Here is a 25,000-nt window from a genome sequence, read left to right on the forward strand (position 1 = left end):
TGGCGGGCACGATGCAACCTCTTCTGTCAGGGGTGCCGCAGCAGAGGCAAAGGCGCCACGCTGCGAAACGAAACAGCGTTGGTGTCATGAAACCGTGATCTCCGTCAAGGCTCGTGCCCTGCCGGACGCCACGGCAGCCGCCGCGACGGGGTTTGCCTTCGGGTTCAGTTCTGGCAATGTTCCCCCTCATCTGCTGATTCTCCGGAGGCCGCATGTGCAATCTTTATTCCCAGACCCGAAGCCAGGACGCCATGCGTCAGGTTTTCGAGTCCGTGCTGGACCGCGAAGATCCGCTGCTGGACGAAACCGGCAACCTGCCGCCGCAGCCCGGCATCTGGCCCGACACCGCCGCCCCGATCCTGCGCCACGCCCCCGGGACGGAGAGCGGCTGGCGGCTGAGCCGCGCGCGCTGGGGCATGCCCACGCCCCCCGCCTATCTGAAGGGCAGGCGCACCGATCCCGGCGTGACCAACATCCGCAACGTCGCCTCGCCGCACTGGCGGCGCTGGCTGGGGGTGGAGCACCGCTGCCTTGTGCCCTTCACCAGCTTTTCCGAACTGGACCAGCGCCCCGGCGCGCCGCGCAACCATCCGGTGTGGTTCGCGCTTGGCCCTGACCGCCCGCTGGCCTTTTTTGCCGGGATCCGCACCGAATGGACCTCGGTGCGCAAGCTGAAGGAGGGCGAGGTGACGGCGGATCTGTTCGCCTTTCTTACCTGCCCGCCCAATGCCGAGGTGGGCGCGGTGCATCCCAAGGCGATGCCGGTGATCCTGACCCGGCCCGAGCAGTGCCGCCTTTGGCTGACCGCCCCGGCAGAACAGGCGCTGCGCCTGCAGCAGCCGCTGCCGGACGGAACCCTGACGCTGGTGCAGGAGGGCATGCGTGAAGATCCAGCCTGACCGCCGCTCCGCCGACACCCCGCGCGATCCCTTTGCCCTTGCGTCCACCCGCGTGCACGAGGCTGCAGGCCCGGGCCGCCGCGCCTTTGCGCTGTTTCAGGCCGCGCGCCATCCCGGCCCGCTGGTCTGGGTGCTGCCCGCGCACCAGCACCAGCGCCCGCTGCCCGCCGGTCTGCCGCAGGGCGTGGCCGACCGCCTGCTGCTGATCGAGGCCCGGTCGGAAACCGATCTGCTCTGGTCGGTGGAGGAATGCCTGCGCGCCGGGCCGCTGGGGCTGGTGCTGGCCGAACCCGAAAAGCCGCTGTCGCTGACCGCCGGACGCCGCCTGCAGCTGGCTGCCGAAGCCGGGCGCACCCCCGGGCTGATGCTGATCCGCGAAGGTCAGGGCAGCACCGCCGCCGAAACCCGATGGGCCTGTGATCCAATTTCCGCGCCTTGGGACTCGACAGGGCACCAATGGCGCCTTATAAAGAACAAAAAGGGAACTACTGGACTTTGGACTGTGCACTGGGATGGGACGTCGACAACTTGTCATATGGTTTCCGAGGCTGTCCAGTGACATCAGCCTGCGCCGCCGCCCCTGTGCGGGGCCCTTTGCGCTGACGCTGCGCGCGGGCAGCGCCGATCACCTGCACTGCCTGACCGCCGAGACCGAGGCGCGCGGCCTGCACCGGGGCATGGCGCTGGCCGATGCCCGCGCCATCTGTCCGGATCTGAGCACGCGGCCCGCCGATCTGGCGCAGGACGCGGCGGGGCTGGAAAGCCTGCGCCGCTGGGCCGGACGTTATGCGCCGCAGGTGGCGGTGGACGGGGCGGACGGGCTGGTGGCCGACATCACCGGGGCCGCGCATCTGTTCGGGGGCGAGGCCGAGCTGCGCGAGGATCTGCAGGCGCGGCTTGACCGGGCCGGGATCACCGCACAGAGCGCCATCGCCTGCACCCGGGGCGGGGCGCATGCGCTGTCCCGGCATGGCGGCGGCATCGTCCCCGAGGGGCTTCTGGCCGACCGGCTGGGCCCGCTGCCCGTCACCGCGCTGCGGCTTGACCATGACACCGCCGAAACGCTGGCGCGCATGGGCCTGCACCGCATCGCGGATCTGATCCCGCTACCGCGCGCGCCGCTGGTGCGGCGGTTCGGGCCGGGACCGCTGCAGCGCCTCGACCAGATGCTGGGCACCCTGCCCGAACCGGTCGGCGCCCCGCCGGAGCCGCCGCATTTCGGCGTGCGGCTGACCCTGCCCGATCCCATCGGGCTAAGCGCCGATGTCATGGCCGCACTTGACCGGCTGCTGGCCCGGCTCTGCGACCGGCTGGCGCAGGCCCGCTGCGGCGCGCGGCGCCTGCGGCTGGAACTGCGGCGCGTCGACCGCGCCACCACCGCGCTGGAAATCGGGCTGGCCCGCGCCATGCGCGATCCCGACCGCATCGCCCCGCTGTTCCGCAAGCAGGTGGAGACGGTGGATGCGGGCTTTGGCATCGACGGGATGCGGCTGGAGGCGACGCTGATCGAACCGCTGCTGCCCGAACAGATCGGCGCCCGCGCCAGCCGCCCGCAGGATGATCTGGCCGATCTGCTCTCCCGGCTGGGCAACCGGCTGGGCTTTGACCATGTGCTGCGTCTGCTGCCCGCCGAAAGCCGCATCCCCGAACGCAGCTTCCTGACCGCCGCCGCCGCATGGAGCACGCCTGCCCCCCATCCGCCGCTGCGCCGCCCGCCCCGCCCGGCCACGCTGTTTCCGCCAGAGCCGCTCAGCCAGACCTCGGGCCATCCTCCCGCGCGCTTCCGCTGGCGGCGCATGAGCCTGACCACGCTGCGCGCCACCGGGCCGGAACGGATCGCCCCGGAATGGTGGTTCGACGATCCGGCATGGCGGTCCGGCCTGCGCGACTACTGGCGGATCGACACCCGCGAAGGCCCCCGTCTGTGGCTGTTCCATACCCCGCAGGCCGCCAGATGGCCGTCGGAGGGCTGGTTCGCGCAGGGGGAATTTGCATGACCCGCCCCGCACGACCCGGCCCGGACCTCCCGGCGGAGGGGGGTGACAGCTCTCCGCCCGGGGCGGCGGGCGTCACTGCGTCGTTCAGCCCTCGCCCCCCCGGGACCGAGGCGGACAGCGCCCTGTCCCCTGCCGATTCCTATGCCGAACTTTGCGTGACCAGCAACTTCACCTTCCTCACCGGCGCCTCCCATCCCGAGGAACTGGTGATCCGCGCCGCCGAACTGGGTCTTGCCGCGCTGGCCATCACCGACCGCAATTCGGTGGCGGGCGTGGTGCGCGCCTTTTCGGCGCTGAAGGAACTGACCCGGCTGCAGGATCAGGCGCGGACCGATCACGCCGCCGCCATGGACGGATCCGGGATCCGGTCGCACCGGGTGACCGACCCTTCCAGCCGCCAGACCCGGTGCATGGGCGAAAGCGGAGAGGAAGGCGCCCCGGCGCTGCCGCTCGACCGGCCCCTGCCCCGGCTCATCCCCGGCGCACGGCTGGTGCTGACCGACAGCGCGGTGCACTGGCTGGCCCTGCCCACCGATCTTGCCGCGTGGTCGCGGCTGACCCGGCTGCTGACGCTGGGCAAGCGCCGCGCCCCGAAAGGCGACTGTCACCTGACCCGCGCCGATCTGCTGGACTGGGGTCAGGGCATGATCCTGATCGCCCTGCCGCCCGATCCGCTGGATCCCGACCCGCAGAAGACAGAGGCCCCCGCCCGCCGGACCGAGGCCGATCTGCGCCAGATCGCGCGGGCCTTCGCCGGGCAGTGCCATCTGGGCGCGGCGCCGGTCTATGACGGGCAGGATCAGGAACGGCTGGACCGGCTGGCGGCGCTGTCGCAGGGCACCGGCCTGCCCATGGTGGCGGTGGGCGAGGTGCTGATGCACCGCGCGGCCCGGCGGCCTCTGGCGGATGTGCTGACCTGCCTGCGCACCGGCTGCACCATCGACGGCATCGGCACCCGGCGGCTGGCCAATGGCGAACGCCGCCTCAAATCCGGGACGGACATGGCGCGGCTCTTTCACCGCTATCCCGCCGCGCTGCGCCGCACGCTGGACATCGCCAATGCCTGCGCCTTCCGCCTTGACCAGCTGCGCTATCAATATCCCGCCGAAACCCGCAACGGCGAGGCGGCGCAGGACCGGCTGGAGCGGCTGACCCGCGAGGGGCTGGGCTGGCGCTATCCCGGAGGCCCGCCGCCCAAGATCGTCAGCCGCGCCGAAAAGGAACTGCGCCTGATCGCGGAGGTGGGCTATGCGCCCTATTTCCTGACCGTGCATGACATCGTGGCCTTTGCCCGCTCGCGCGGCATCCTGTGTCAGGGGCGCGGCTCCGCTGCCAATTCCGTGGTCTGCTACCTGCTGGGCGTCACCGAGGTGCCGCCCGAATCCATCACGCTGATCTTTGAGCGGTTCATCAGCAAGGACCGGGGCGAGCCACCCGACATCGACGTGGATTTCGAACATGAACGCCGCGAGGAGGTGATCCAGTGGATCTATGACCGTTACGGGCGCGACCGGGCCGGGCTGACCGCCACGGTGATCCATTTCCGGTCCCGCGCCGCCATCCGCGAGGTGGGCAAGGTCATGGGGCTCAGTCAGGATGTGCTGGCGCGGCTGTCGGGCCAGATCTGGGGCTGGTCCTCCAGCGCGCCGGGACCGGACCGGCTGCGCGAGGCGGGGCTTGATCCCGCTGACCGCCGGGTGCGGCTGGCGGCGCAGATCATCGCGCAGATCATCGGCTTTCCCCGCCATCTGAGCCAGCATGTCGGCGGGTTTGTCATCACGGAGGGCCGTCTGGACGATCTGTGCCCGATCGAGAATGCCGCGATGGACGACCGCACCATCATCGAATGGGACAAGGATGACATCGACGCGCTGGGGCTGATGAAGGTCGACATTCTGGCGCTGGGGATGCTGACCGCGATCCGCAAAAGCTTTGCCCTGCTGGCCGAACACCGGCGCAAGACCTACACGCTGGCCAATGTGCCGCCCCATGACGAGCAGGTTTATGACATGCTGTGCCGCGCCGATGCCATCGGGGTGTTTCAGGTGGAAAGCCGGGCACAGCTGAATTTCCTGCCCCGGATGCAGCCCCGGGATTTCTACGATCTGGTCTGCGAGGTGGCCATCGTGCGCCCTGGCCCCATTCAGGGCGGCATGGTGCATCCGTTCATCAACCGCCGTCAGGGCCGCGAGCCGGTGGAGGATCTGGGCCCCGCCCTGATGGAGGTGCTGGGCCGCACCTATGGCGTGCCGCTGTTTCAGGAACAGGCGATGCAGATTGCCGTGGTCGCGGCGGGTTTTACCCCCGCCGAGGCCGACCGGCTGCGCCGCAGCCTTGCCACCTTCAAGCGCATGGGCACCATCGGCAGCTTCCGCGACCGCTTCGTGTCCGGGATGCTGGCGCGCGGCCATGCGGCGGATTTTGCCGAACGCTGCTTCGCGCAGATCGAAGGCTTCGGCAGCTACGGCTTTCCCGAAAGCCACGCCGCCAGCTTTGCCCGGCTGGTCTATATCTCGGCATGGCTGAAATGCCATCATCAGGAGGTCTTTACCTGCGCGCTGCTGAACAGCCAGCCCATGGGGTTCTACGCCCCGGCGCAGCTGGTGCGCGACGCCCGCGATCACGGGGTGGAGGTGCGGCCTGTCTCGGTCAACCATTCGCACTGGGACTGCACGCTGGAGCCGCGCGCGGATGGCGCGCTGGCGCTGCGGCTGGGTCTGCGCCAGATCAAGGGCCTGCGCGAGGAGGACGCGCGCTGGATCGTGGCGGCGCGGGGCAACGGTTATCCCGATGTGGAAAGCCTGTGGCGCCGCGCCGGGGTGCCGCCGCTGGCGCTGGACCGGCTGGCGGAATCGGATGCCTTTGCCCCGCTGGGACTGACCCGGCGCGATGCGCTCTGGGCCGCGCGCGCGCTGCGCGCCCCTGCGCCGCTGCCGCTGTTCGGAGAGACCGGCGAAGGCCTGCGCGAACCCGAGGTGATGCTGCCGCAGATGACACTGGGACAGGAGGTGGTGGAGGATTACCTGTCGCTGCGCCTGTCGCTGCGCGCCCATCCGATGGAGATGCTGCGCCCGCGCCTGCCCGGCACCACCCCGCATGACCGGCTGGCCAGCGCCACGGGCCGCGTCACCGTGGCGGGGCTGGTCATCACCCGGCAGCGGCCCGGCACCGCCTCGGGGGTGATCTTTCTGACGCTGGAGGACGAGACCGGCACCGCCAATGTGGTGGTCTGGTCGCGCATCTACGAAACCTTCCGCAAGGCGGTGATCGCGGGGCGGCTGCTGCGGGTCAGCGGGCGGATCGAACGCGAAGGCCGGGTGGTTCACCTGATCGCGGAGCGGATCGAGGATCTGTCGCCGCATCTGGCCACGCTGGGCCGCCCGCTGCTGATCGCGCCGAATGACGGGCGGGCGGATGAAACCCGCCGCCCTGCCGGGGGCAGCCTGCGCGCCTCGGCCCGGCATCCGCGCGATCAGGCCAAGGTGCTGTTCCCAAGCCGGGATTTCCACTAGCCCCCGGCGGCCTCTGCCGCTGCCTGCCGCCCGGCGGCGGCACGGTTCTGCGCCACGCCCCAGACCGGTTCCTGCAGCGGCAGCACCCACGCATCGGCGCGCAGGTAGTTCAGGCGCACGGCGGTCAGGTCGGTCTGCGGGTCGATGAACAGCTGCGCCGGGCGCCCGTTCAGCGACTTGTAGATCTCGGCATGGACCGCAACATCGCCATGCCCCGCCTCCTGCCAGATGCCCTCCAGATGCCCGGCGAACTGGTGGACCATGTCGCTGCGCACCAGCATCTTCGATGTCTGCCGGGGCGTCAGATAATCCTCGGGATCGACCAGCCATTCCTGATCGCCGGAGCGGACGCGGAACAGGCCCGTCGCCTGCCGGTCATAGATGCGCATCCGCCATGACAGCCGGTGCCCGTCGCCGGTCCAGCGCACCTCGGTCGGGAAGGCGCCCGCGCGCAGCGGCAGCGCCACCTGCACCGCCAGCCACAGCGCAAGCCCGGCCAGCGCCAGCCCCGGCAGCGCCCGCGCCGGAGGTGCCACGGGATCGGGCAGCGCGGGCAGCGGCTCGACCCGCGCATGCAGCCAGCGCAGCAGCTGCCGCGGCCAGTCGGGGGCGAAAAAGATCGTGCTGGCGGCGATGGTCATCCACGGGAAGATCCCGATGTTGAAAAACACCGCATTGGCGCTGTGGAACAGCACATAGATGCCAAAGACCGGCAGCCGCGTGCGCCGCCACATCAGCAGCGGCGCCCCCAGCAGATGCAGCGCGACGGTGGCCCATGCCCCGGTCAGGATCACCCAGTCCTGTTCGAACAGCGCGCCAAAGGGAAACGCGCCCGACTGCGCGCGCAGCCACAGCCCCAGCGGCTCGCCCGCCAGCCAGTCCGGCGTCAGCTTCACCAGCCCCGCGAAGATCAGCATGATCTCCATCTGCGCGCGCAGCACGAAGACCGCCGCATAGGGCACATGATCTGCCGCCACGCCGGGAAACCACGCGGCATCCAGCGACAGCGCGCGATGCGCGGGCAGCACGCACATCAGCAGCAGGAACAGCAGGACAAGGTAGAAATGGTTGAGGTATTCCGCCTTGTCGAGCAGGAAGAAATAGGCAAACAGCACCGTCAGCGCCACGATGGCGACGCGGTAGAACAGGCCCAGCATGACCAGCAGCGCGGCCAGCCCCATGCCCAGCCACGCCACATGAATCCACGGGTCCGGCAGCGGCTGCACCCAGCCGAAACCCGGCCATGTAAAATGCAGATCCGGCGCCACCCAGTAGCGCCAGATGCGGTCATGCCAAAGGAAGCGCCAGCAATCCACCACCAGAAGCGCCCCCAGCGCGATGCGGAAGACGGCCAGCGACAGCACGGGCACGGGACGGGCAAGCGCCTGTGCCATGGAGGTGAGGCTTGGAATGGATGGGGTCATCGGTCTCTCCCGCTATGTCTTGTCCATGAGGGAATAACGGGCGGGTGCCGGGCGTATTCCCGACAGAGTCAGACTGGAGCAAGTTACGATGCCGGAAAAGCCGCTTGTGATCATCTATGACGGCGACTGTCCGTTCTGCACTGCCTATGTCACCCTTGTCCGCCTGCGCGAAACGGTGGGCGCGGTCGAGCTGGTGAATGCCCGCTCCGACGATGCGCGCGTCGCCACGCTGCTGGCCGAGCGCGTGGATCTGAACGAGGGCATGGCGGTGCTCTGGCAGGGCCGCCGCCATGTCGGCGCCGAGGCGGTGCATCTTCTGGCGCTGCTGTCCGGGCAGGGTGGCGGGCTCAACCGCCTGCAGCGGCGGCTGTTCCGCAACCCGCGCGCGGCCCGCCGGATCTATCCGTGGCTGGTGCGCGGGCGGCGGCTGTGGCTGCGGCTGGCCGGGCGCCGCCCCATTGCCGCCGAGAAAAATTCGCAGCGGCGGGAATAGGGGGCGGGGCAGCGCCGTTGTCTGGGAACAAGGGCCGCACCGGCCCGCATCCCGGAAAGGAGACCCCCTTGACCCCGACAAGACCCCTTCTGCTGGCGCTGGCCGCCAGCGTGGCGCTTGGCGCCTTCGCCGCCCCCGGCATGGCCCGGGCCGACGATGATGACGATGGTGGCCGCCGTGCCGGGCTGTATCTGCCCCATGATCTGCGCGCCCTGATCCGGACCAGCTCGCAGCTGCGCCGCGACGATGATGACGACGACCGCGGCCACTGGCGCCGGGCCGCCCCGCATCAGGGCCGCGCGCACTGGCACCGCCGGTCCGATGACAGCCCCCGCCGCCGTCACGACGACGACGACGACTGATCCCCCTTCCCTCCCCCACATTGCCCTTCAGAAAGGATACACCATGACCCGCAGCTTCACCCTTGCCACGCTGGCCCTGATCCTTGGATCCACCACGGCGCTGGCCCAGCCTGTCCGGTTTTCGGAAATCGACCGCAACCGCGACGGCCTGCTGTCCTATCGCGAGCTTGAAAACACCTTCGGCAGCCGCGGCGCCGACGAAGTCTGGAGCCGGGGCGACGGCTCACCCCTGTCGGCCCGCGACATCCGCTCCGCCGCGTCGCGGGACGATGACGACGACAGCCGGGGCGGCTGGGGCGGTCGTGCGGACCGCGACGATGACGACGACCGGCGCGGCGGCGGCTGGGGCCGCGACGATGACGACGACGACAGCGGACGCGACGGCAACGACGATGACGATGATGGCGGCCGGGGCGGCGATGACGGTGGCCGTGGCGGCGATGATGATGACGGCGGGCGCGGCGGCGATGACGACGGTGGCCGTGGCGGCGATGATGACGACGACTGACGCGACCTGACACAGACCCGGACCGGCCCGCCCTCGCGCGGGCCGGTTGCGTTTCGGGCCCCCCGGATCACGCTCGCCCCGGTCGATAGAATTTTCAGAAAAATTCGCGCTCCGAGGAATAAGCCCGCGCCGCCAACGTAATCCATATGAAGGCCAGGACGCACCGGCCCTTCAGCACACCAACCCTTTGATGAGTGACAACGGAAGGACTTCAAAATGGCACGTATTACTGGAAACGACTCCGCCAACCGCCTGTTCGGCACCGGCCTTTCGGACGTGATCCTTGGCCTTGACGGCGCAGACACCATCTATGGCCGCGCAGGCAATGACCGGATCGAAGGCAATGACGACGAGGACCGGCTCTATGGCGAAGATGGCAATGACGTCATCCTCGGTGGCAAGGGCGAGGACACGCTGGACGGCGGCGCGGGCGACGACACGCTGACCGATGAAAGCGGCGACGACCTGCTGGTCGGCGGCGCGGGCCATGACCTGATGGACGCGGGCGAAGGCAATGACCGGCTGAATGGCGGCGACGGCAACGACCGCATGTATGGCCGCGAAGGCAATGACAAGATGGTGGGCGGCGCGGGCGCCGACCGCATGTTCGGCGGCGCGGGTGACGACCACATGGATGGCGGGTCGGGCAGCGACCGCATGATCGCCGACGAGGGCAATGACACCCTTCTGGGCGGCACCGGCAACGACATGATGTCGGGCGGCGAAGGCAATGACGTGCTGCATGGCGGCGCGGGCAATGACATCATGACCGGGGGCGAAGGCGCCGACCGTTTCGTGTTCAACGCGGGCCGCGACGTGATCCGCGATTTCGAAAGCGGCGATGACGACATCGACCTGCGCGCCTTTGCCGACAGCTTCGGCGATGTGCAGGCCGCAGCGGTCCAGCAGGGATCGGATCTGCTGCTGCGCTTCGGCGCCCACGAACTGCGGCTTGAAGACACCCGGCTGTCGCAGCTCGACTCCGACGATTTCATCTTCTGAGTGAGGCAGGCAGAAGATGATCCCCCGCCGCGGCTGGTCCGCGGCGGGCTTTTTTGTGCCCGCCCCGATCTGCGACCCGGCGCCGGCCATAAAAAAACCCCCGCCATGGCGGGGGTTTTCTGCTGCTTAGGACGGCGGTCAGAGAGACTGCAGCGCCTGCGCCTCTTCTTCGGGGGTCAGCACCGGCCCGGCGCCCACGGCGGAGAGATAGGATTCCAGCGTCTCCATCGACGAGGCGGGGGCATAGCCGCCCTCCTCCGGGGCTGCGGCAAGGGCCAGCGTCGTGCGCCAGCCGCCCGCCTCGAAACAGGCCACCGACACCACGCTGCCAAGGCTGCCCTCCACCTCGAATTCGCGGCAGAGCCGGTCCTGCGCGTCGCGGAACGAGGCCAGCACCGCGATCTCGCCCTGATCCAGCGCGCGGCCCTCGCCCGAGGGCAGGCTGCTCAGCGCCTCGGTCACGCCCGGCACAGCCAGAGCCGCAAAGCCAAGCGGCGCCGCGGCATCCGGCGCGGCCAGCCGCGCGGCGCCAAATCCCGCGCCCAGCCCCACGGCCAGCGCAAGGCTCGCCGCCAGCGCCATCGGCTGCCAGCGCGGTGCGGACGTGTCGCGGCCCCGGAACGGCACCACCTTTTCCTCTGGCGCCTGCTCGGGCACGGTTTCGGGCGCGGCGGCCCCCGCCTCCAGCGTGGCGCGCACCCGCGCCATCAGCGCATCGGGCACCGGGTCCAGCGGACGCGCGGCGGCAGCCTCTGCCAGCACGTCGCGCGTGCCGGTGAACAGCGCCAGCCGCCGCAGCAGTTCCGGATCACGCGCCAGCGCCTGATCCAGTTCGGCGGCGGTGGCATCGTCCAGTTCGCCGTCGGCATAGGCCATCAGCGTCTCGTCCGGATAATTATGCTCCTGCATCCTGCATCTCCTTCGGGTCCGGAAGATTACGCATCACCCACCCGATTTATTCCAAGCTTTTCCGCCAAAGCCACCCGGCCCCGCGCCAGACGGCTCATCACCGTGCCCTTGGGGATGCCCAGAACCTCTGCCGCCTCGGCATAGCTCAGATCCTCGAAACAGACGAGGCGCACAACCTCCTGCTGCTCGGGGGGCAGCGTGGCCAGCGCCGCCTCGGTCTGGCGCAGCAGGATCGCCGCCTCGGTGGCGCGCCCGCCATCGAAAACCGCCGCTTCCGGCATGTCCACCACATCGACTTCGGTGCCGCGCGTGGCGGTGCGCCGGGTCTGGTCGATCCACGCATTGCGCAGGATGCGGAACAGCCACGCCTCAAGGCTGGTTTCGGGGTCAAACCGCGCCTTTGCGGTCACCGCGCGTTCCACCGTGATCTGCACCAGATCATCGGCCACATCACCGCGACGGCAGAGCGACAGCGCGTAACGCCGCAGTTTGGGGAGGGCTGCAATCAAGGCAGTCTCGAACGGCTCGGTCATGTCCCTCTCGATTTTTTTATGGCGCGGGTGGAATAATCGCAAAGCGGATACGTAGTCATTCCTGACGCCGCAACCAGTGGAGAATGTTAACCATGCCTCGTTTTTGCCTGCTTTTTCTCCTTGTGCTGGGTCTGGTCTCCGGCCTGCCGCAGCTGGTGCTGGCGCCCGGCCTGCCGGGCGGGATGGCGCTGGCTGATGACGATGACGGCGGCGGCGATGATGGCGGCGGCGGCGGTGGCAACGATGATGACGATGGCGGCGGCGGCAGCAGCGGCAACGATGACGACGATGGCGGCAGCAGCAGAGGCAGCAGCGCCCGCAACGACGATGACGATGACCGGGGCGCCGCCCGGCCCCGCCGCGTGATCCGGCTGCCCGGCCTGCGCCGCGCGGCACCCGCCGCCCCCGCGCCCCGCCGGGCCGCGCCGGTGCAGGCGCCCCGTCCGCCCGCGCCCGACTTCGCCCCGTCCGAAATCGTGACGCTGGCGCTGGACGAAACCGATCTGGCCGCGCTGCTGGCGCAGGGCTTCACCGTCACCGAAGAGGCGCAGATCACCACGCTTGGCCTGACCTCGCGGCGGCTGGCGATTCCGGCGGGCCTGACCCTGACCGAGGCGCGCGCCGCCGTGCGCACCCTGCCAAGCGGTCAGGACGCGGATTTCAACCATTATTACCGCAGCGAACAGGCCTTTGACGGCAGCTGCAAGGGCGCCGACTGTCCCGCGCGCCAGATGATCGCATGGCCCGCGCCCAGCTCCCGGCTGGGCACCTGCGGCAGCAGCGTGACGCTGGGCATGATCGACACCGACATCAACGAGGATCACGAGACCTTCGCCGGGGCCCGGCTGGAGGTGACGCGGCTGAACCGCGACAGGGCCGATCCGTCCAAGGCGGTGCATGGCACGGCGGTGGCGGCGCTGCTGGTGGGTGATCCGTCGACCCGGTCGCCCGGGCTGGTGCCGGGGGCGCGGCTGGTGGCGGTGGACACGTTCCACCGGCAGGGCGGCGACGAACGGTCGGATTCCTTTTCGCTGATCCAAGGGCTTGACCTGCTGGCGCAGGGTGGCGCGCAGGTGGTCAATCTCAGCCTTGCCGGGCCAGCCAACACCGCGCTGGCCGCGATGGTGGACCGCATGGTGATGGAGCAGAACATCGTGGTGGTGGCCGCCGTGGGCAATGACGGGCCCCGCGCCGAGCCCGCGCATCCCGCCGCCCTTGCGCCGGTGATCGCCGTCACCGCCGTGGACCGGCGCGGCACCGTCTTCCGCCGCGCGCAGCGGGGCGAGGCGGTGGATCTGGCCGCACCGGGGGTGAACGTGTGGACCGCCGCCTCGATCTCTGGCGCGCGGTGGAAGACCGGCACCTCTTTTGCCGTGCCCTTTGTCACCGCCGCCGCCGCGATGCTGCGCGAATCCCGGCCCGAGCTGACCGCCGCCGAAATCGCTCAGGCTCTGGTGGAGCGCGCCCGGGATCTGGGAGATCCGGGGCGCGATCCGGTCTATGGCGCGGGGCTTCTGAACATTGACGAGCTCTGCGACAGCCCGCTCTGAGGCTAGTCCGCCGCCAGCCGCCGCGCCGCCAGCCAGCTTGCCGCCGCCATGATCCCGGCGGTGGCAAGACACAGCGACAGCCCGCCCAGCTGATAGCTGACCCCCGACAGCAGCGTGCCGATCAGCCGCCCCGCCGCATTGGCCATGTAGTAGAAGCCCACGTCGCGGGTGATGCGCTCTGCCGATCCGAAGGCAAGGATCAGATAGGAATGCACCGAGGAATTGACCGCGAAGACAAAGCCGAAGAGCAGCAGCCCCGCCACCAGCACGATGGTCAGCCAGAGCGCGGGACCGTCCGACAGCAGCGCGGCCAGCGACAGCGCAAAGGGAATGGGCACCAGCAGCCCGGACCACAGGATCGCCTTGCGGGTGATCTGCGCCTCGGGCTGGGCCCGTCCGCCGAGCAGACGCGGGGCAAAGGCCTGCACCGCGCCATAAGCGATGATCCACAGCGCCATGAACCCGCCCACCAGAAAGAACGCCTCGCGCCGCCCGTCCGGGGTGCCGTCCGACAGCACGGAGTGGAAATAGACCGGGATCCCCACCACGAACCACACGTCCCGCGCGCCGAACAGGAACATCCGCGCCAGAGACAGCCGGTTCACCCGCAGGTCGCGCGACCGCCAGCCCGACCAGCCTTCGGCGCTTTTCATCCGGCCCGGCAGGCCTGCGGGCAGGAACAGCACCACCGCCAGCAGGATCGCCGCCAGCACCGCCGCCATGGACCAGATCGCCGTCTGAAACCCGGCCCAGCCCAGCAGGGCCGCGCCCAGAAAGAAGCCCAGCCCCTTGACCGCGTTTTTCGACCCGGTCAGCGCCGCGACCCAGCGGAACAGCCCGCCATCCTCGGCAGGGGCCAGCAGCTTGACCGCCGATTTGGACGACATCTTGGACAGATCCTTGGCCACGCCGGACACGCCCTGCACCGCCATCACGAACACGACCGAGGCAGCCACGCTCCAGCCCGGATCGAGCTGCGCCAGCGCGGCCAGCGCGCCGATCTGCAGCGCCAGCCCGGCATACAGCGTCGCCGCCAGACCGAAGCGCGCCGCGAGCCAGCCTGCGGCCAGATTGGTGACGATCCCCGCCACCTCATAGAGCAGGAACAGCCATGCCAGCTGCACCGGGCTGAAGCCCAGCACGTTGAAATGCAGCAGCACCAGCATGCGCAGCGCGCCATCCGACAGCATGAACGCCCAGTAGGCGGCGGTGACGGCGGCATAGGCGCGCAGCGGATTGGCGGGGGCGGCAGACAGGCTCATAGCGACGCCGCCACCAGCCGCGCGATGTCGGCCAGCCGGCAGGCATAGCCCCATTCGTTGTCATACCACGCATAGATCTTCACCTGCGTGCCGCCCACCACCATGGTGGAGGGGCCGTCGATGATGGCCGAGCGCGGGTCGTTGACGTAATCGCAGGACACCAGAGGCCGCGCCTCGAAGCCCAGAATGCCCTTCAGCGGACCCTCGGCTGCGGCCTGAAACAGCCCGTTGATCTCTTCGACCGTGGTGGGCCGGGCCACCTCGAACACGCAGTCGGTCAGCGAGGCGTTCAGCAGCGGCACCCGCACCGCATGGCCGTTCAGCAGCCCGGTCAGTTCGGGATAGATCAGCGTGATCGCGGTGGCGCTGCCCGTCGTGGTGGGGATGAGGTTGGTCAGGGCCGACCGCGCGCGGCGCATGTCCTTGGCCGGGCGGTCCACGATGGTCTGGGTGTTGGTCACGTCATGGATCGTGGTGATGGAGCCGTGGCGGATGCCAAGGTTCTCGTGGATCACCTTGACCACCGGCGCCAGACAGTTGGTGGTGCAGCTGGCGGCGGTGACCAGATCATGCTGCGCGGGATCGTAAAGATCGTGGTTGATGCCATAGACGAGGTTCAGCGCGCCCTCTTCCTTGATCGGGGCGCTGACCACCACCTTTTTGACACCGGCGGCAAAATAGGGCGCGGTCTTGGCGGTGGTCTTGAACACGCCGGTGGCATCGATCACCAGATCCACGCCCAGCTCTGCCAGCGGCAGCGCCTCGATCGTCTTTTCGTGGCTCAGCCGGATGGAGGTGCCGTCCAGCACCAGCGCCCCCTCCTCGGCCCGGACCGGCGTCGGCCAGCGGCCATGCACGCTGTCGAATTCCATCAGCAGCGCGTGCTGGTCGGCATCCCCCACGGGATCGTTCAGCAGGACGATGTCGCCGCCCGCGCCGGTGTCGATCAGATCCCGCAGGACCAGCTTTCCAATCCGGCCAAGGCCGTTCAGGGCAATACGGGGCATGAGTCAGGCCTTCTCTGCGCTTTGCGCGTCGGTGTCGATATGGTCAACGCGGGCCTGCAGCGCCATCCGGTCCAGCGTGGAGAAAGGCAGTTCCACAAAGGCCGCGATCCGGCGGTGCAGCGCGCCATAGGTCTGGGCAAAGACCAGCGCCTTTTCGGCATCGGTGCCCTGCGCCTTCACCGGGTCGGGCAGACCCCAGTGGCCGGTGATGGGCTGGCCCGGCCATGGCGGGCATTCCTCGGCGGCGGCGGTGTCGCAGACGGTAAAGACAAAATCCATCTTCGGCGCGTCGGGGGTCTGGAATTCCGACAGATGCTTGGACCGCAGCGTCTGCGTGTCATGGCCGTTGCGCGCCAGCACCTCCAGCGCAAAGGGGTTGAGCTGCGTGCCCGGACGGGTGCCCGCCGAATGCGCGGCAAACCGTCCCTTGCCCAGATCGCGCAGCAGCGCCTCGGCAAAGATCGAACGGGCAGAGTTTCCGGAACAGATGAACAGCACATTAAAACCGGTGGTGCGCATGACGGGATCGTCCTTTTGATGCGACAGAAACGCAGACAGCAGATCGGGACGGGCGCGGCCCACATCCAGCGCGAGGTAGCCGATCAGCCCCTCGGTGGTGTCCAGATCGACGGAATAGAACAGCGACCGCCCCTGCCGGTCCACCTGCACCAGCCCCGACGCGGTCAGGTCCGACAGATGGTGCGACAGCGTGTTGGGCTTCAGCCCCAGCGCCCCGGCAATCTCTGTCGGGCGCACGCCACGCGGGGTAAACCGCATCAGCAGGCGAAAGACAGCAAGACGGCCGGGATGGCCGAGGGTGGCAAAGGCATGAGCGGCGCGATTCTGTTCCATATTTCCGGAATACAGGAAATATAAACGCAATGCCAGAAAAACCGGCACAGCCCCGCCTGCGGTGACAGAAGCAAGGCAAACGGCAAAAAGCCAGCGGCATGGAACGCGCGGGCTTGGGCGATTTTTCTTCTGAGGGGGAAGGCGCAGCGTTCGGGAGCTGCTGCGCAAATTGGTCGGAGTGAGAGGATTCGAACCTCCGACCCCCTGCTCCCGAAGCAGGTGCGCTACCAGGCTGCGCTACACTCCGACCGTGCCGCGCGAACTACCGCAGGCTCAGCGCTTTGGCAAGGCCTCTTTCATCACCTTGTCACGGCGGCGCAGCGCGCGCAGCAGCGGACCGACCCGCAGCGAGGTGCCGAATTCGATCCGGGCGCGGGTGCGCAGCACCGGCGTGTTCTCCGACGTGCCCGCGCGGCCCTCGCGCAGCACGATGTAAAGACCGCTGCCGATGATCAGCGCGGCGCCCAGCAGGGTCACCGTGTCGGGATATTCGTCAAAGAACAGCGCGCCATACAGCACCGCCCACAGCAGCTGCGAATATTGCATCGGCGCCACGATCACCGCCTCGCCCGCGCGATAGGCCGAGATCAGCAGCAGCCCGCCCAGCGAGGCCAGCACCGCCATCAGCCCGACGGCGCCCAGATGCTCCACCGGCATGGGCGTGTAAACAAAGGGCATGGCGCAGGCCATGATCAGGAAGTTCGCCATCATCGGGTAAAGCAGCAGCACCACCGACCGCTCGTCCTGCCCGATCTTGCGCACCACGATGGAGGCGAAGCTGCCGCAGACCGCCGCCACCAGCGCCGCCGCATGGCCCAGCGTCAGATCGGTGCTGCCCGGGCGCAGCACCACCATGACCCCGGCCAGACCCACCAGCACCGCGATCCAGCGCCGCAGCCGCACCTGTTCGCCAAGAATGGGAATCGCCAGCACGGTGATCAGCAGCGGCTGCGCAAAGATGATGGCGTAGGTTTCAGCGAGCGGCAGCACCGAAAAGGCGTAGAACGCCGCCACCCCGGTGATCACCGCCGACAGCGTGCGCAGCGCGGTCCACCATGGATGGATCGGGCGCAGATGGCCGGGGGTCGTGTCGCGAATCAGCATCAGGCTGACCAGCGGAAAGCTCAGCAGCACGGAAAAGAACACGATCTGGAACGGGCTGTAATCGGCGCCGAGGAATTTCACGATCACATCATGTGTCGAGTAAACCCCGAAGGTCAGCAGCGCCAGCAGCGCGCCCTTGGCATTCGGTCCCATGTCATTCCGCCTGTTCTGCCCGAGTTCCGGGCAAGGGTTAGCCTCAAAACCTGCGGTTTCAATGCCGGAGGGCCCGCGTCCTGCCTGCGGAGGCGGCGTTACGCCGCCCCCGCCCTGTCACGAGGCGCCTGCCTCAGAGGCTGGCATCCAGCGCGGCGAGGATCGCGCTGCCCATTTCGGCGGTGGTGACGGGCGCCACGCCCTCCTGCCCCAGCAGATCGGCGGTGCGCAGACCGTCAGCCAGCACCCGCTCCACGGCCTTTTCCAGCCGGTCGGCCTCGGCGCCCTGATCGAAGCTGTATCGCAGCGCCATGGCGAAGCTGAGGATACAGGCGATCGGATTGGCCTTGCCCTGCCCGGCGATGTCAGGGGCGGAGCCATGCACCGGCTCGTAAAGCGCCTTGGGACGGCCATTCGCCATCGGCGCGCCCAGCGAGGCGGAGGGCAGCATGCCAAGGCTGCCGGTCAGCATCGCCGCCAGATCCGACAGCAGGTCGCCGAACAGGTTGTCGGTCACGATCACGTCGAACTGCTTGGGCCAGCGGGTCAGCTGCATGGCGCCGGCATCGGCATACATGTGGGTCAGCGCGACCTCGGGGTAATCCTTGCCGACCTCGGTCACCACCTCGCGCCAGAGCACGCCGGATTCCATGACATTGGCCTTTTCCATGGAACAGAGCTTGCGGTTGCGGCGCATCGCCAGTTCGAAGGCCGACCGCGCCACCCGGTCGATTTCCGATTCGGTGTAGCGCTGGGTATTGATGCCCACCCGCTCGTTGCCCTCTTCGAAGATGCCGCGCGGTTCGCCGAAATAGACGCCGGAGGTCAGTTCGCGCACGATCATGATGTCGAGCCCGGCCACCACATCGGTCTTCAGCGAGGAGAAATCGGCCAGCGCGTCAAAGCACTGCGCCGGGCGCAGGTTGGCGTAAAGATCCATCTCCTTGCGCAGGCGCAGCAGGCCACGTTCCGGCTTCAGCGAGAAATCGAGGCTGTCGTATTTCGGCCCCCCCACGGCGCCCAGCAGCACCGCGTCCACCTCCTGCGCCTTGGCCATGGTGTCATCATGCAGCGGCGTGCCATGCGCGTCATAGGCGCAGCCGCCCACCAGATCCTCGGACACATCGAACACCAGCCCGCGCTTCGCGCCATACCAGTCGATGATCCGGCGGACCTCGGCCATCACCTCGGGGCCGATGCCGTCCCCCGGCAGGATGAGAAGCGAAGGGTTGCTCATGGGTCTGTTCCTCTCCTCGGAATGTTGGTCATCGCCTAGCCGAGGGGGGACGGCTGGTCAAGAAATCAGGGGGATGGCCCCTGTGGCGGCCAAGCCAGCGACAGCGCCACCAGCCGGTGCAGCTGCCCCTCCGCGGCGGGCCAGACCCGTGCCGCGGTGACCCGCAGGCCAGCCGAGGGCAGCGCGTAGCTGACCCGCATCGGACCGGCGGTTTTCCACGCGACGGTGGGCTCGTCCGGCAGCGGATCCTGCAGCCGCGGATCGGCCAGCAGCGCCTGCATGTCCTGCCGCAGCCCCTCGCCCCGGTCGGGGTCAAGATTGGCATTGCCCATCAGCACGAAAGGCCCCGCCCCCCCCGTCAAAGCCGCCCTCCATCCACAGCGACCACAGCCGCAGCTCGTCGGCGTTGCGGCGGCCATTGCGATCCTCCGGCCCGTCAAAGACCGGGGGCGTGGCGGCGAAGGCCAGCAGGGTCAGCGGCCCCTCTGGCGCGTCCAGCGTGACCACCCAATGGCCGGTGGAGGACAGGCGCTGCAGGTCATGCCCGGGATCATCGGCGGCGATGCGGCTCTGCGGCAGATCACGCCACAGCAGCTCCGACAGATCGCGCGCCACGGTCAGAGGCCAGCGCGACAGCAGCGCCATGCCGCCCTGCCCGGCAAAGCGGCCATAGCCCTGCGCGTCCCGCGCGCCGCCCAGCCGCCCGTCGCCATCCAGATCGCGCCCGGTGGCCATGCCGGTATTGGGCAGCAAGGCCAGCCGGTGCGGATAGGCGGCCCCGCCTTCCGCCAGCAGCGCCGCAAGGGCCGACAGCGCGGCACCGCCCGCGTCAAAATCCACATGGGTCAGCAGCAGCACATCCGGCGCCGCCTCTGTCACCTGCGCCACCAGCGCCTGCAGATCCGGCCCCGGTTCCTGCAGGTCGCGCAGCAGCAGGCCCGGCCCGTCACGGGACAGATCGGCATGCCATGTCGCAAGGGTCAGATCCGCCGCATGGCCGGGCAGCGCCAGCAGCAGCGCCAGAAGCAGGCTCAGGCCGCCTGCAACTGCGCCTGCGCATAGGCGCGACGGCGTTTTTCTTCGATCAGCTGGGCGATGCGCGTCAGCGCGATGCCCCGCATGATCAGGCTGGCAGGAAGAAAGGCCCATGCGCTCATCGTCCAGATCAGGGTCTGCGGATGGGTGAGGGACAGCGGGTCGATCATTCCAACCGCAAACTTCATGATCGCCGGGATCAGGAATGGCAGAAGAAACCCTAAGGCCACGTTAACATGCGCATCCCGTTTCAGGCGGCGCAGCACGTCGCCGCCGGTGGTGGGATCAAAAAGCGGCAGATTGACCCAGAAATTGAAGGATCCGCGCCGGACCGGCCAGTTCAGCAGCCGCACCGTCACCACAAAGGCCGCCATGGTCAGCAGCGAGGCGAGATAGGCGAGCCCGGCATGCGTGCGCAGCCGCGCAAGTTCGGCGCCAGACATGTCTTCGGTGCCCAGAAGCACCATCAGCCGCACCGGCGAGAACGGAAAATCCAGCGCATGGCCGATTCCCGTGCCCAGCGTGGTCAGCCAGACGGTCAGCCCGGTCGGATGGATCTCGCCCCGCGCGATCAGCGTCAGGCTCAGCACCGTGGCCAGAAGTGCTATGGCGCGGATGCGGTTGAACGGCGGCGCGTCACGGAATTCGACGATGGAGGGATAGTCGCCATAATATTCGGCAAAGGTCAGAACGGCGGCGATCAGCGCCAGAAGTGCGGTGATATGCGCGCTGTCCACAGGCTTTTCGGGCAGCAGCAGCGCGGGCGCCGCCACCAGCAGCGCCATCACAACGGCCCGCGAGCCGGCTTTCACCAGGCGATCAATCACGTGCTCTGCCTCTCTGGTCCGGACGGAGTCGGTCTGGCGCCAACCCTTTGTCCCACCTTGCCGCCTTGGGGCGGACTGCCTCATTATCGCCCAAATTCTGCCCACTTTCACTCCAGCCATCAATATTTCCGTAATAAAGACAGCCACAATCGGGCGGATTCGTGGAGAAACAGGTGCCATTTTGCATCAATCCCCAAGGCAATAGCGGATCCTCCCCCAGACGCCACAAGATATGGTCAGAGACGTTGCGGGATCCCGCCGCGCCGGTTTGACATGGCTCATGGCCCGGTGCCGCCGGACAGGGTTCAACGGACGCAGCACGAGCAGCAATCACGGAGACGCGCATGCATCCTGCCATCACCCCCGAAGACGCGGCAGCGCTGATCCCGGACGGGGCCTCGGTCCTGCTGTCGGGATTCATGGGCGTGGGCACGCCCGACCGCGTGGTCCGCGCGCTCGCCGCCTCCGGGCGCCGCAACCTGACGCTGATCGTCAACGATGCCGCCCGCCCGCATCTGGGGGTAGGCCCGCTGATCGCCGCGCGCTGCGTGCGGAAATTCATCGGCAGCCATATCGGGCTGAACCCCGACGTGCAGGCGCAGATGCGCGCGGGCACGCTGGAGGTGGATCTGGTCCCGCAGGGCACCTTTGTCGAACGCATCCGCGCCGCAGGCATGGGGCTGGGCGGGGTGCTGACCCCCACCGGGCTCGGCACGCTGGTGGCCAAGGGCAAGCGGGTGATCGAGGTGGAGGGCAAACCCTTCCTGCTGGAACCGCCGCTGCGCGCGGATTTTGCGCTGATCGCCGCGCGCAGCTGCGATTATGTCGGCAACCTGACCTACATGCTGAGCGCCACGAATTTCAATCCGATCATGGCGCTGGCCGGGGCGGTGGTGATCGCGGAACCCGAAGAGATCGTGCCGATCGGAATGATCCCGCCAGATGCGGTCAAAACGCCGGGCGTGCTGGTGGATCATGTGATCCGGAGGGCGGCATGAGACCGGATCCGCACCTGATGACCCCCAAGGATCTGATCGCCCGCCGCGTGGCGCAGGAGATCCGGCCCGGCACGCTGGTCAATCTGGGCATCGGCATTCCGACCCGGGTCTCCGATCACCTGCCCGAAGGGATGGGCGTGTTCTTCCAGTGGGAAAACGGCGTGGTCGGACTGGGTCACCGCCCGCCCGAGGGCATGGGCGACCGGCACCTGACCGATGCGGGGGGCAGCTGCGTGTCGGCGGTGCCCGGCGCCTCGATCATCGACAGCGCCTTTTCCTTCGGGCTGATCCGGGGCGGGCATCTGGATCTGACCGTGCTCGGCGGGCTGCAGGTGGATGCGCGGGGGCGGCTCGCCAACTGGATGATCCCCGGGGAATATGTGCCCGGAATGGGCGGCGCCATGGATCTGGTGACCGGGGCCAAGCGGGTGATCGTGGCGATGCTGCATTGCGTCCACGGCCAGTCCAAGATCGTGCCGGAATGCACGCTGCCCCTTACCTCGCCGCGGCGGGTCGACCTGATCGTGACCGAGCTTGCGGTGATCGCCCCGCGCGAGGACGGGCTGCACCTGCTGGAAACAGCACCAGATGTCAGTCTGGCCGAGGTTCTGGCCGCGACCGCAGCGCCGCTGCTGGTGGCGGGGGAAGTGCCGGAGATGGATCTTCGCTGAACCGTCGCACGGGAGGGCGAGGGCAGAGGGGGCGCTGCCCCCGCGCCTGCGGCGCCCCCCGGAGTTTATCCGGCAAGATGAACCGCAGGCTCCGCACCCGGCTTCATCTTGCCCCTAAACTCCCGCCGGAGGCAGGCCGGAGCGTGCCCCGGGCGCGGGGGCGGGACATGGCGCGGACGGCTGCCAGAAGCCGCCCGCGGATTTCGCAGTCAGGCAGGGATCAGACCCAGGGGCGGGACTGGGCGGACTGGCTTTCGAAGCTGTCGATGGCGGTGACCTTTTCCATGGTCAGGCCGATGTCATCGAGCCCGTTCATCAGGCAATGCTTGCGGAACGGATCCAGTTCGAAGGCGAAGCTTTCGCCATCGGAGGTGGTGACGGTCTGGTTTTCCAGATCCACGGTCATGCGGGCGTTGGAGCCTTTTTCGGCATCCTTCATCAGCACGTCGACCGCCTCCTGCGGCAGCACGATGGGCAGCATGCCGTTCTTGAAGCAGTTGTTGTAGAAGATGTCGGCGAAGGAGGTGGAGATCACCGCCTTCACGCCAAAATCCGCCAGCGCCCAAGGCGCGTGTTCGCGCGAGGAGCCGCAGCCGAAATTGTCCCCGGCGACGAGGATCTGCGCCTCGCGGTACTGGGGTTTGTTCAGCACGAAATCGGGGTTCTCCGTCCCGTCGGCGAGATAGCGCATCTCGTCAAAGGCATGCACGCCGAGGCCGGAGCGCTTGATCGTCTTCAGAAACTGCTTCGGGATGATCATGTCGGTGTCGATATTGACCAGCGGCATGGGCGCCGCGATCCCGGTCAGCTTTTCGAATTTTTCCATCTGTCCCTCCTGGGGGCCGGGGCCGGGATCCGGGGTCTGCGCGGCAGGGCTGATGTCCTGCGCGGGACCGGGCCGGATCCTGTCTGCCCGAACTGCAAAACAGGGGCCCCGCACCGGGGCCCCGGGGATCGTTCAGGCCTGAGCCGGTTCGGTCATCAGGTCGCGCACATCGGTCAGGCGCCCGGTGATGGCCGCCGCTGCCGCCATGGCGGGCGACATCAGATGCGTGCGTCCGCCCTTGCCCTGCCGGCCCTCGAAATTGCGGTTCGAGGTGGCGGCGCAGCGTTCGCCGGGCGACAGCTGGTCGGGGTTCATGGCAAGGCACATGGAGCAGCCCGCCAGGCGCCATTCGAAGCCCGCATCAAGGAAGATCTGCGCCAGACCTTCCTCTTCGGCCTGAGCGCGGACCAGACCGGAGCCCGGCACCACCATGGCGCGCATGCCGTCCTTGATCTTCTTGCCCTTGAGGATGGCGGCAGCGGCGCGCAGATCCTCGATCCGGCCATTGGTGCAGGATCCGATGAACACCGTGTCGATGGCGATGTCGGTCAGCTTCTGCCCCGGCTTCAGGCCCATATAGTCCAGCGCGCGCTGCGCCGCCTCGACCTTGCCGCCTTTGAAATCGGCAGGCGCGGGCACGGCGGCGGTGATGGGCAGCACGTCCTCGGGCGAGGTGCCCCATGTGACCACGGGGGCGATGTCTTCGCCGCGCAGGGTCACGACCTTGTCCCAATGCGCGTCGTCATCGGAATAAAGCGTCTTCCACCACGCCAGCGCCGCCTCGAACTGGGCGCCTTTGGGGGCGTGCGGGCGGCCCTGGACATAGGCGAAGGTGGTTTCGTCCGGCGCGATGAGCCCCGCGCGGGCGCCGCCCTCGATCGCCATGTTGCAGACGGTCATCCGGCCTTCCATCGACAGCGAGCGGATCGCCTCGCCGCAATATTCGATGACATAACCGGTGCCGCCCGCGGTGCCGGTGGCGCCGATGACGGACAGGGTGATGTCCTTGGCGGTGACGCCCGGGGCAAGCTGCCCGGTGATCTCCACCTTCATGTTCTTGGATTTCTTCTGGATCAGCGTCTGGGTGGCCAGCACATGTTCCACCTCGGAGGTGCCGATGCCATGGGCCAGCGCCCCGAAGGCGCCATGGGTCGCGGTGTGGCTGTCGCCGCAGACCACGGTCATGCCCGGCAGGGTCCAGCCCTGTTCGGGGCCGACGATATGCACGATGCCCTGACGGACATCGTCCACCGGGTAATAATGCACGCCGAAATCGCGGGCGTTGCGGTCCAGCGCCTCGACCTGAATGCGGCTTTCCTCGTTCTCGATGCCCTTGGCGCGGTCGAGCGTGGTGGGCACGTTGTGGTCGGGCACGGCGATGGTGCGGCCCGGGGCGCGCACCTTGCGGCCCGCCAGACGCAGGCCTTCAAAGGCCTGCGGGCTGGTCACCTCGTGCACGAGGTGGCGGTCGATATACAGAAGGCAGGTGCCGTCTTCGTCCTGCTGGACGACATGGGCATCCCAGATCTTGTCATAGAGCGTCTTGCCGGACATGGGGGTCCTCTCCGGATAGGTGAACTGGCTTGAGCTTCAGCGCGGGCTGTTCGTCCCGCGCCGGGGCGGGCTTGGGCAGCCTTATAGACGCGCCAGAACCGAAAAGGTGGCGCCGTGGAACCGTTCGCGCAGACGCACGCGGTCTCCGAGGTCGAATACCCGAGTCATGCCAGCGGGGATACAGGGCTTCGCGCCGCCGATCAAGAGCGGCTGGAACCTGCGGGCCCTGTCGCGCGTAGAGGCGGGTGTCCGGGAGTCCGCCGATGAGTCCGCTCAACATCGTCC

24 protein-coding genes and 1 tRNA gene are annotated in these 25,000 nt (G+C 68.4%); 11 read left to right on the plus strand and 14 right to left on the minus strand.

The window, feature by feature from the left end; translation table 11 throughout:
* The first annotated feature begins 212 nt into the window (after positions 1-212).
* From BLR51_RS01250 to BLR51_RS01265, 4 genes are read left to right on the plus strand one after another with little or no spacing between them, the layout of a single operon-like run.
* Complete coding sequence (locus BLR51_RS01250) at positions 213-899, plus strand: SOS response-associated peptidase (protein WP_089842527.1); 687 nt, start codon at positions 213-215, stop codon at positions 897-899.
* The gene (locus BLR51_RS01255) at positions 883-1,458 is read left to right on the plus strand and encodes an ImuA family protein (protein WP_230794730.1); all 576 of its coding nucleotides are present in this window, start codon (positions 883-885) and stop codon (positions 1,456-1,458) included. The genes BLR51_RS01250 and BLR51_RS01255 overlap by 17 nt, the downstream gene beginning before the upstream one ends.
* Complete coding sequence (locus BLR51_RS01260; protein WP_089842530.1) at positions 1,412-2,896, plus strand: Y-family DNA polymerase; 1,485 nt, start codon at positions 1,412-1,414, stop codon at positions 2,894-2,896. Before BLR51_RS01255 ends, BLR51_RS01260 begins: the two co-directional genes overlap by 47 nt.
* Positions 2,893-6,408, plus strand: a complete 3,516-nt coding sequence (locus BLR51_RS01265) for an error-prone DNA polymerase (protein ID WP_089842534.1) — start codon at positions 2,893-2,895, stop codon at positions 6,406-6,408. The genes BLR51_RS01260 and BLR51_RS01265 overlap by 4 nt, the downstream gene beginning before the upstream one ends.
* Here the strand turns inward: BLR51_RS01265 and BLR51_RS01270 are convergent.
* Positions 6,405-7,832, minus strand: coding sequence for an HTTM domain-containing protein (locus BLR51_RS01270; protein ID WP_089842537.1), 1,428 nt, complete (start codon positions 7,830-7,832; stop codon positions 6,405-6,407). The two genes, BLR51_RS01265 and BLR51_RS01270, sit on opposite strands and share 4 nt — an antisense overlap.
* A gap of 88 nt (positions 7,833-7,920) precedes the next feature.
* Between BLR51_RS01270 and BLR51_RS01275 the strand changes: the two genes are divergently transcribed.
* The 4 genes from BLR51_RS01275 to BLR51_RS01290 all read left to right on the plus strand — a co-directional run bounded on the left by BLR51_RS01275 (position 7,921) and on the right by BLR51_RS01290 (position 10,197).
* A complete protein-coding gene (locus BLR51_RS01275; RefSeq protein ID WP_089842540.1) occupies positions 7,921-8,325 on the plus strand; it encodes a thiol-disulfide oxidoreductase DCC family protein in 405 nt (134 codons plus the stop codon).
* Between the two features lie 68 nt (positions 8,326-8,393).
* Positions 8,394-8,687: a hypothetical protein gene (locus tag BLR51_RS01280; RefSeq protein ID WP_089842543.1), complete on the plus strand. Its 294-nt coding sequence runs from the start codon at positions 8,394-8,396 to the stop codon at positions 8,685-8,687.
* Between the two features lie 43 nt (positions 8,688-8,730).
* Positions 8,731-9,195 carry a hypothetical protein gene (locus BLR51_RS27985; protein ID WP_207543533.1) on the plus strand — a complete coding sequence of 155 codons (465 nt, stop codon included), beginning with the start codon at positions 8,731-8,733 and terminating at the stop codon, positions 9,193-9,195.
* Between the two features lie 216 nt (positions 9,196-9,411).
* On the plus strand, positions 9,412-10,197 hold the full coding sequence (locus BLR51_RS01290; protein ID WP_089842546.1) for a calcium-binding protein: 786 nt from the start codon (positions 9,412-9,414) through the stop codon (positions 10,195-10,197).
* A gap of 138 nt (positions 10,198-10,335) precedes the next feature.
* Here the strand turns inward: BLR51_RS01290 and BLR51_RS01295 are convergent, their stop codons facing one another.
* Positions 10,336-11,106: an anti-sigma factor family protein gene (locus BLR51_RS01295; RefSeq protein ID WP_089842549.1), complete on the minus strand. Its 771-nt coding sequence runs from the start codon at positions 11,104-11,106 to the stop codon at positions 10,336-10,338.
* 26 nt (positions 11,107-11,132) lie between these two features.
* The gene (locus tag BLR51_RS01300; protein ID WP_089842552.1) at positions 11,133-11,639 is read right to left on the minus strand and encodes an RNA polymerase sigma factor; all 507 of its coding nucleotides are present in this window, start codon (positions 11,637-11,639) and stop codon (positions 11,133-11,135) included.
* 92 nt (positions 11,640-11,731) lie between these two features.
* Here BLR51_RS01300 and BLR51_RS01305 point away from each other — a divergent pair, with 92 nt between their 5' ends.
* Positions 11,732-13,189: a S8 family serine peptidase gene (locus BLR51_RS01305; RefSeq protein ID WP_242656611.1), complete on the plus strand. Its 1,458-nt coding sequence runs from the start codon at positions 11,732-11,734 to the stop codon at positions 13,187-13,189.
* 2 nt (positions 13,190-13,191) lie between these two features.
* Here BLR51_RS01305 and arsJ read toward each other — a convergent pair whose 3' ends face one another.
* The 9 genes from arsJ to BLR51_RS01345 form a co-directional block, all read right to left on the minus strand.
* Positions 13,192-14,451: an organoarsenical effux MFS transporter ArsJ gene (gene arsJ / locus BLR51_RS01310; protein WP_165616710.1), complete on the minus strand. Its 1,260-nt coding sequence runs from the start codon at positions 14,449-14,451 to the stop codon at positions 13,192-13,194.
* A complete protein-coding gene (locus BLR51_RS01315; protein WP_089842559.1) occupies positions 14,448-15,458 on the minus strand; it encodes an ArsJ-associated glyceraldehyde-3-phosphate dehydrogenase in 1,011 nt (336 codons plus the stop codon). Before BLR51_RS01315 ends, arsJ begins: the two co-directional genes overlap by 4 nt.
* Positions 15,459-15,461: 3 nt before the next feature.
* Positions 15,462-16,310 (minus strand): arsenate reductase/protein-tyrosine-phosphatase family protein, encoded by an 849-nt coding sequence (locus BLR51_RS01320; protein WP_089842564.1) that lies wholly within the window; start codon positions 16,308-16,310, stop codon positions 15,462-15,464.
* Between the two features lie 170 nt (positions 16,311-16,480).
* Positions 16,481-16,557, minus strand: a tRNA-Pro gene (locus BLR51_RS01325).
* Between the two features lie 26 nt (positions 16,558-16,583).
* Entirely contained in the window at positions 16,584-17,567 is a 984-nt protein-coding gene (locus tag BLR51_RS01330) for a DMT family transporter (RefSeq protein ID WP_089842567.1), read from the minus strand.
* Between the two features lie 133 nt (positions 17,568-17,700).
* Positions 17,701-18,804 (minus strand): 3-isopropylmalate dehydrogenase, encoded by a 1,104-nt coding sequence (gene leuB, locus BLR51_RS01335; RefSeq protein ID WP_089842570.1) that lies wholly within the window; start codon positions 18,802-18,804, stop codon positions 17,701-17,703.
* Between the two features lie 65 nt (positions 18,805-18,869).
* Positions 18,870-19,136, minus strand: a complete 267-nt coding sequence (locus tag BLR51_RS28105; RefSeq protein ID WP_375342667.1) for a hypothetical protein — start codon at positions 19,134-19,136, stop codon at positions 18,870-18,872.
* Complete coding sequence (locus BLR51_RS28110; protein ID WP_242656613.1) at positions 19,117-19,953, minus strand: endonuclease/exonuclease/phosphatase family protein; 837 nt, start codon at positions 19,951-19,953, stop codon at positions 19,117-19,119. The genes BLR51_RS28105 and BLR51_RS28110 overlap by 20 nt, the downstream gene beginning before the upstream one ends.
* Positions 19,836-20,666 (minus strand): hypothetical protein, encoded by an 831-nt coding sequence (locus BLR51_RS01345; RefSeq protein WP_089842573.1) that lies wholly within the window; start codon positions 20,664-20,666, stop codon positions 19,836-19,838. The genes BLR51_RS28110 and BLR51_RS01345 overlap by 118 nt, the downstream gene beginning before the upstream one ends.
* A 344-nt stretch (positions 20,667-21,010) precedes the next feature.
* On the opposite strand from BLR51_RS01345, the gene BLR51_RS01350 reads away from it, so the two are divergent.
* Both BLR51_RS01350 and BLR51_RS01355 read left to right on the plus strand, forming a co-directional pair.
* Positions 21,011-21,664, plus strand: coding sequence for a CoA transferase subunit A (locus tag BLR51_RS01350; protein ID WP_089842576.1), 654 nt, complete (start codon positions 21,011-21,013; stop codon positions 21,662-21,664).
* Between the two features lie 17 nt (positions 21,665-21,681).
* Positions 21,682-22,335, plus strand: a complete 654-nt coding sequence (locus tag BLR51_RS01355; protein ID WP_089842579.1) for a 3-oxoacid CoA-transferase subunit B — start codon at positions 21,682-21,684, stop codon at positions 22,333-22,335.
* Between the two features lie 220 nt (positions 22,336-22,555).
* Here BLR51_RS01355 and leuD read toward each other — a convergent pair whose 3' ends face one another.
* Both leuD and leuC read right to left on the minus strand, forming a co-directional pair.
* Positions 22,556-23,161 carry a 3-isopropylmalate dehydratase small subunit gene (leuD, locus tag BLR51_RS01360; protein WP_089842582.1) on the minus strand — a complete coding sequence of 202 codons (606 nt, stop codon included), beginning with the start codon at positions 23,159-23,161 and terminating at the stop codon, positions 22,556-22,558.
* A gap of 132 nt (positions 23,162-23,293) precedes the next feature.
* Positions 23,294-24,715, minus strand: coding sequence for a 3-isopropylmalate dehydratase large subunit (leuC, locus tag BLR51_RS01365; RefSeq protein WP_089842585.1), 1,422 nt, complete (start codon positions 24,713-24,715; stop codon positions 23,294-23,296).
* Positions 24,716-25,000 lie beyond the last annotated feature (285 nt).

This window comes from Salipiger marinus, from assembly GCF_900100085.1.
GTDB lineage: Bacteria > Pseudomonadota > Alphaproteobacteria > Rhodobacterales > Rhodobacteraceae > Salipiger > Salipiger marinus.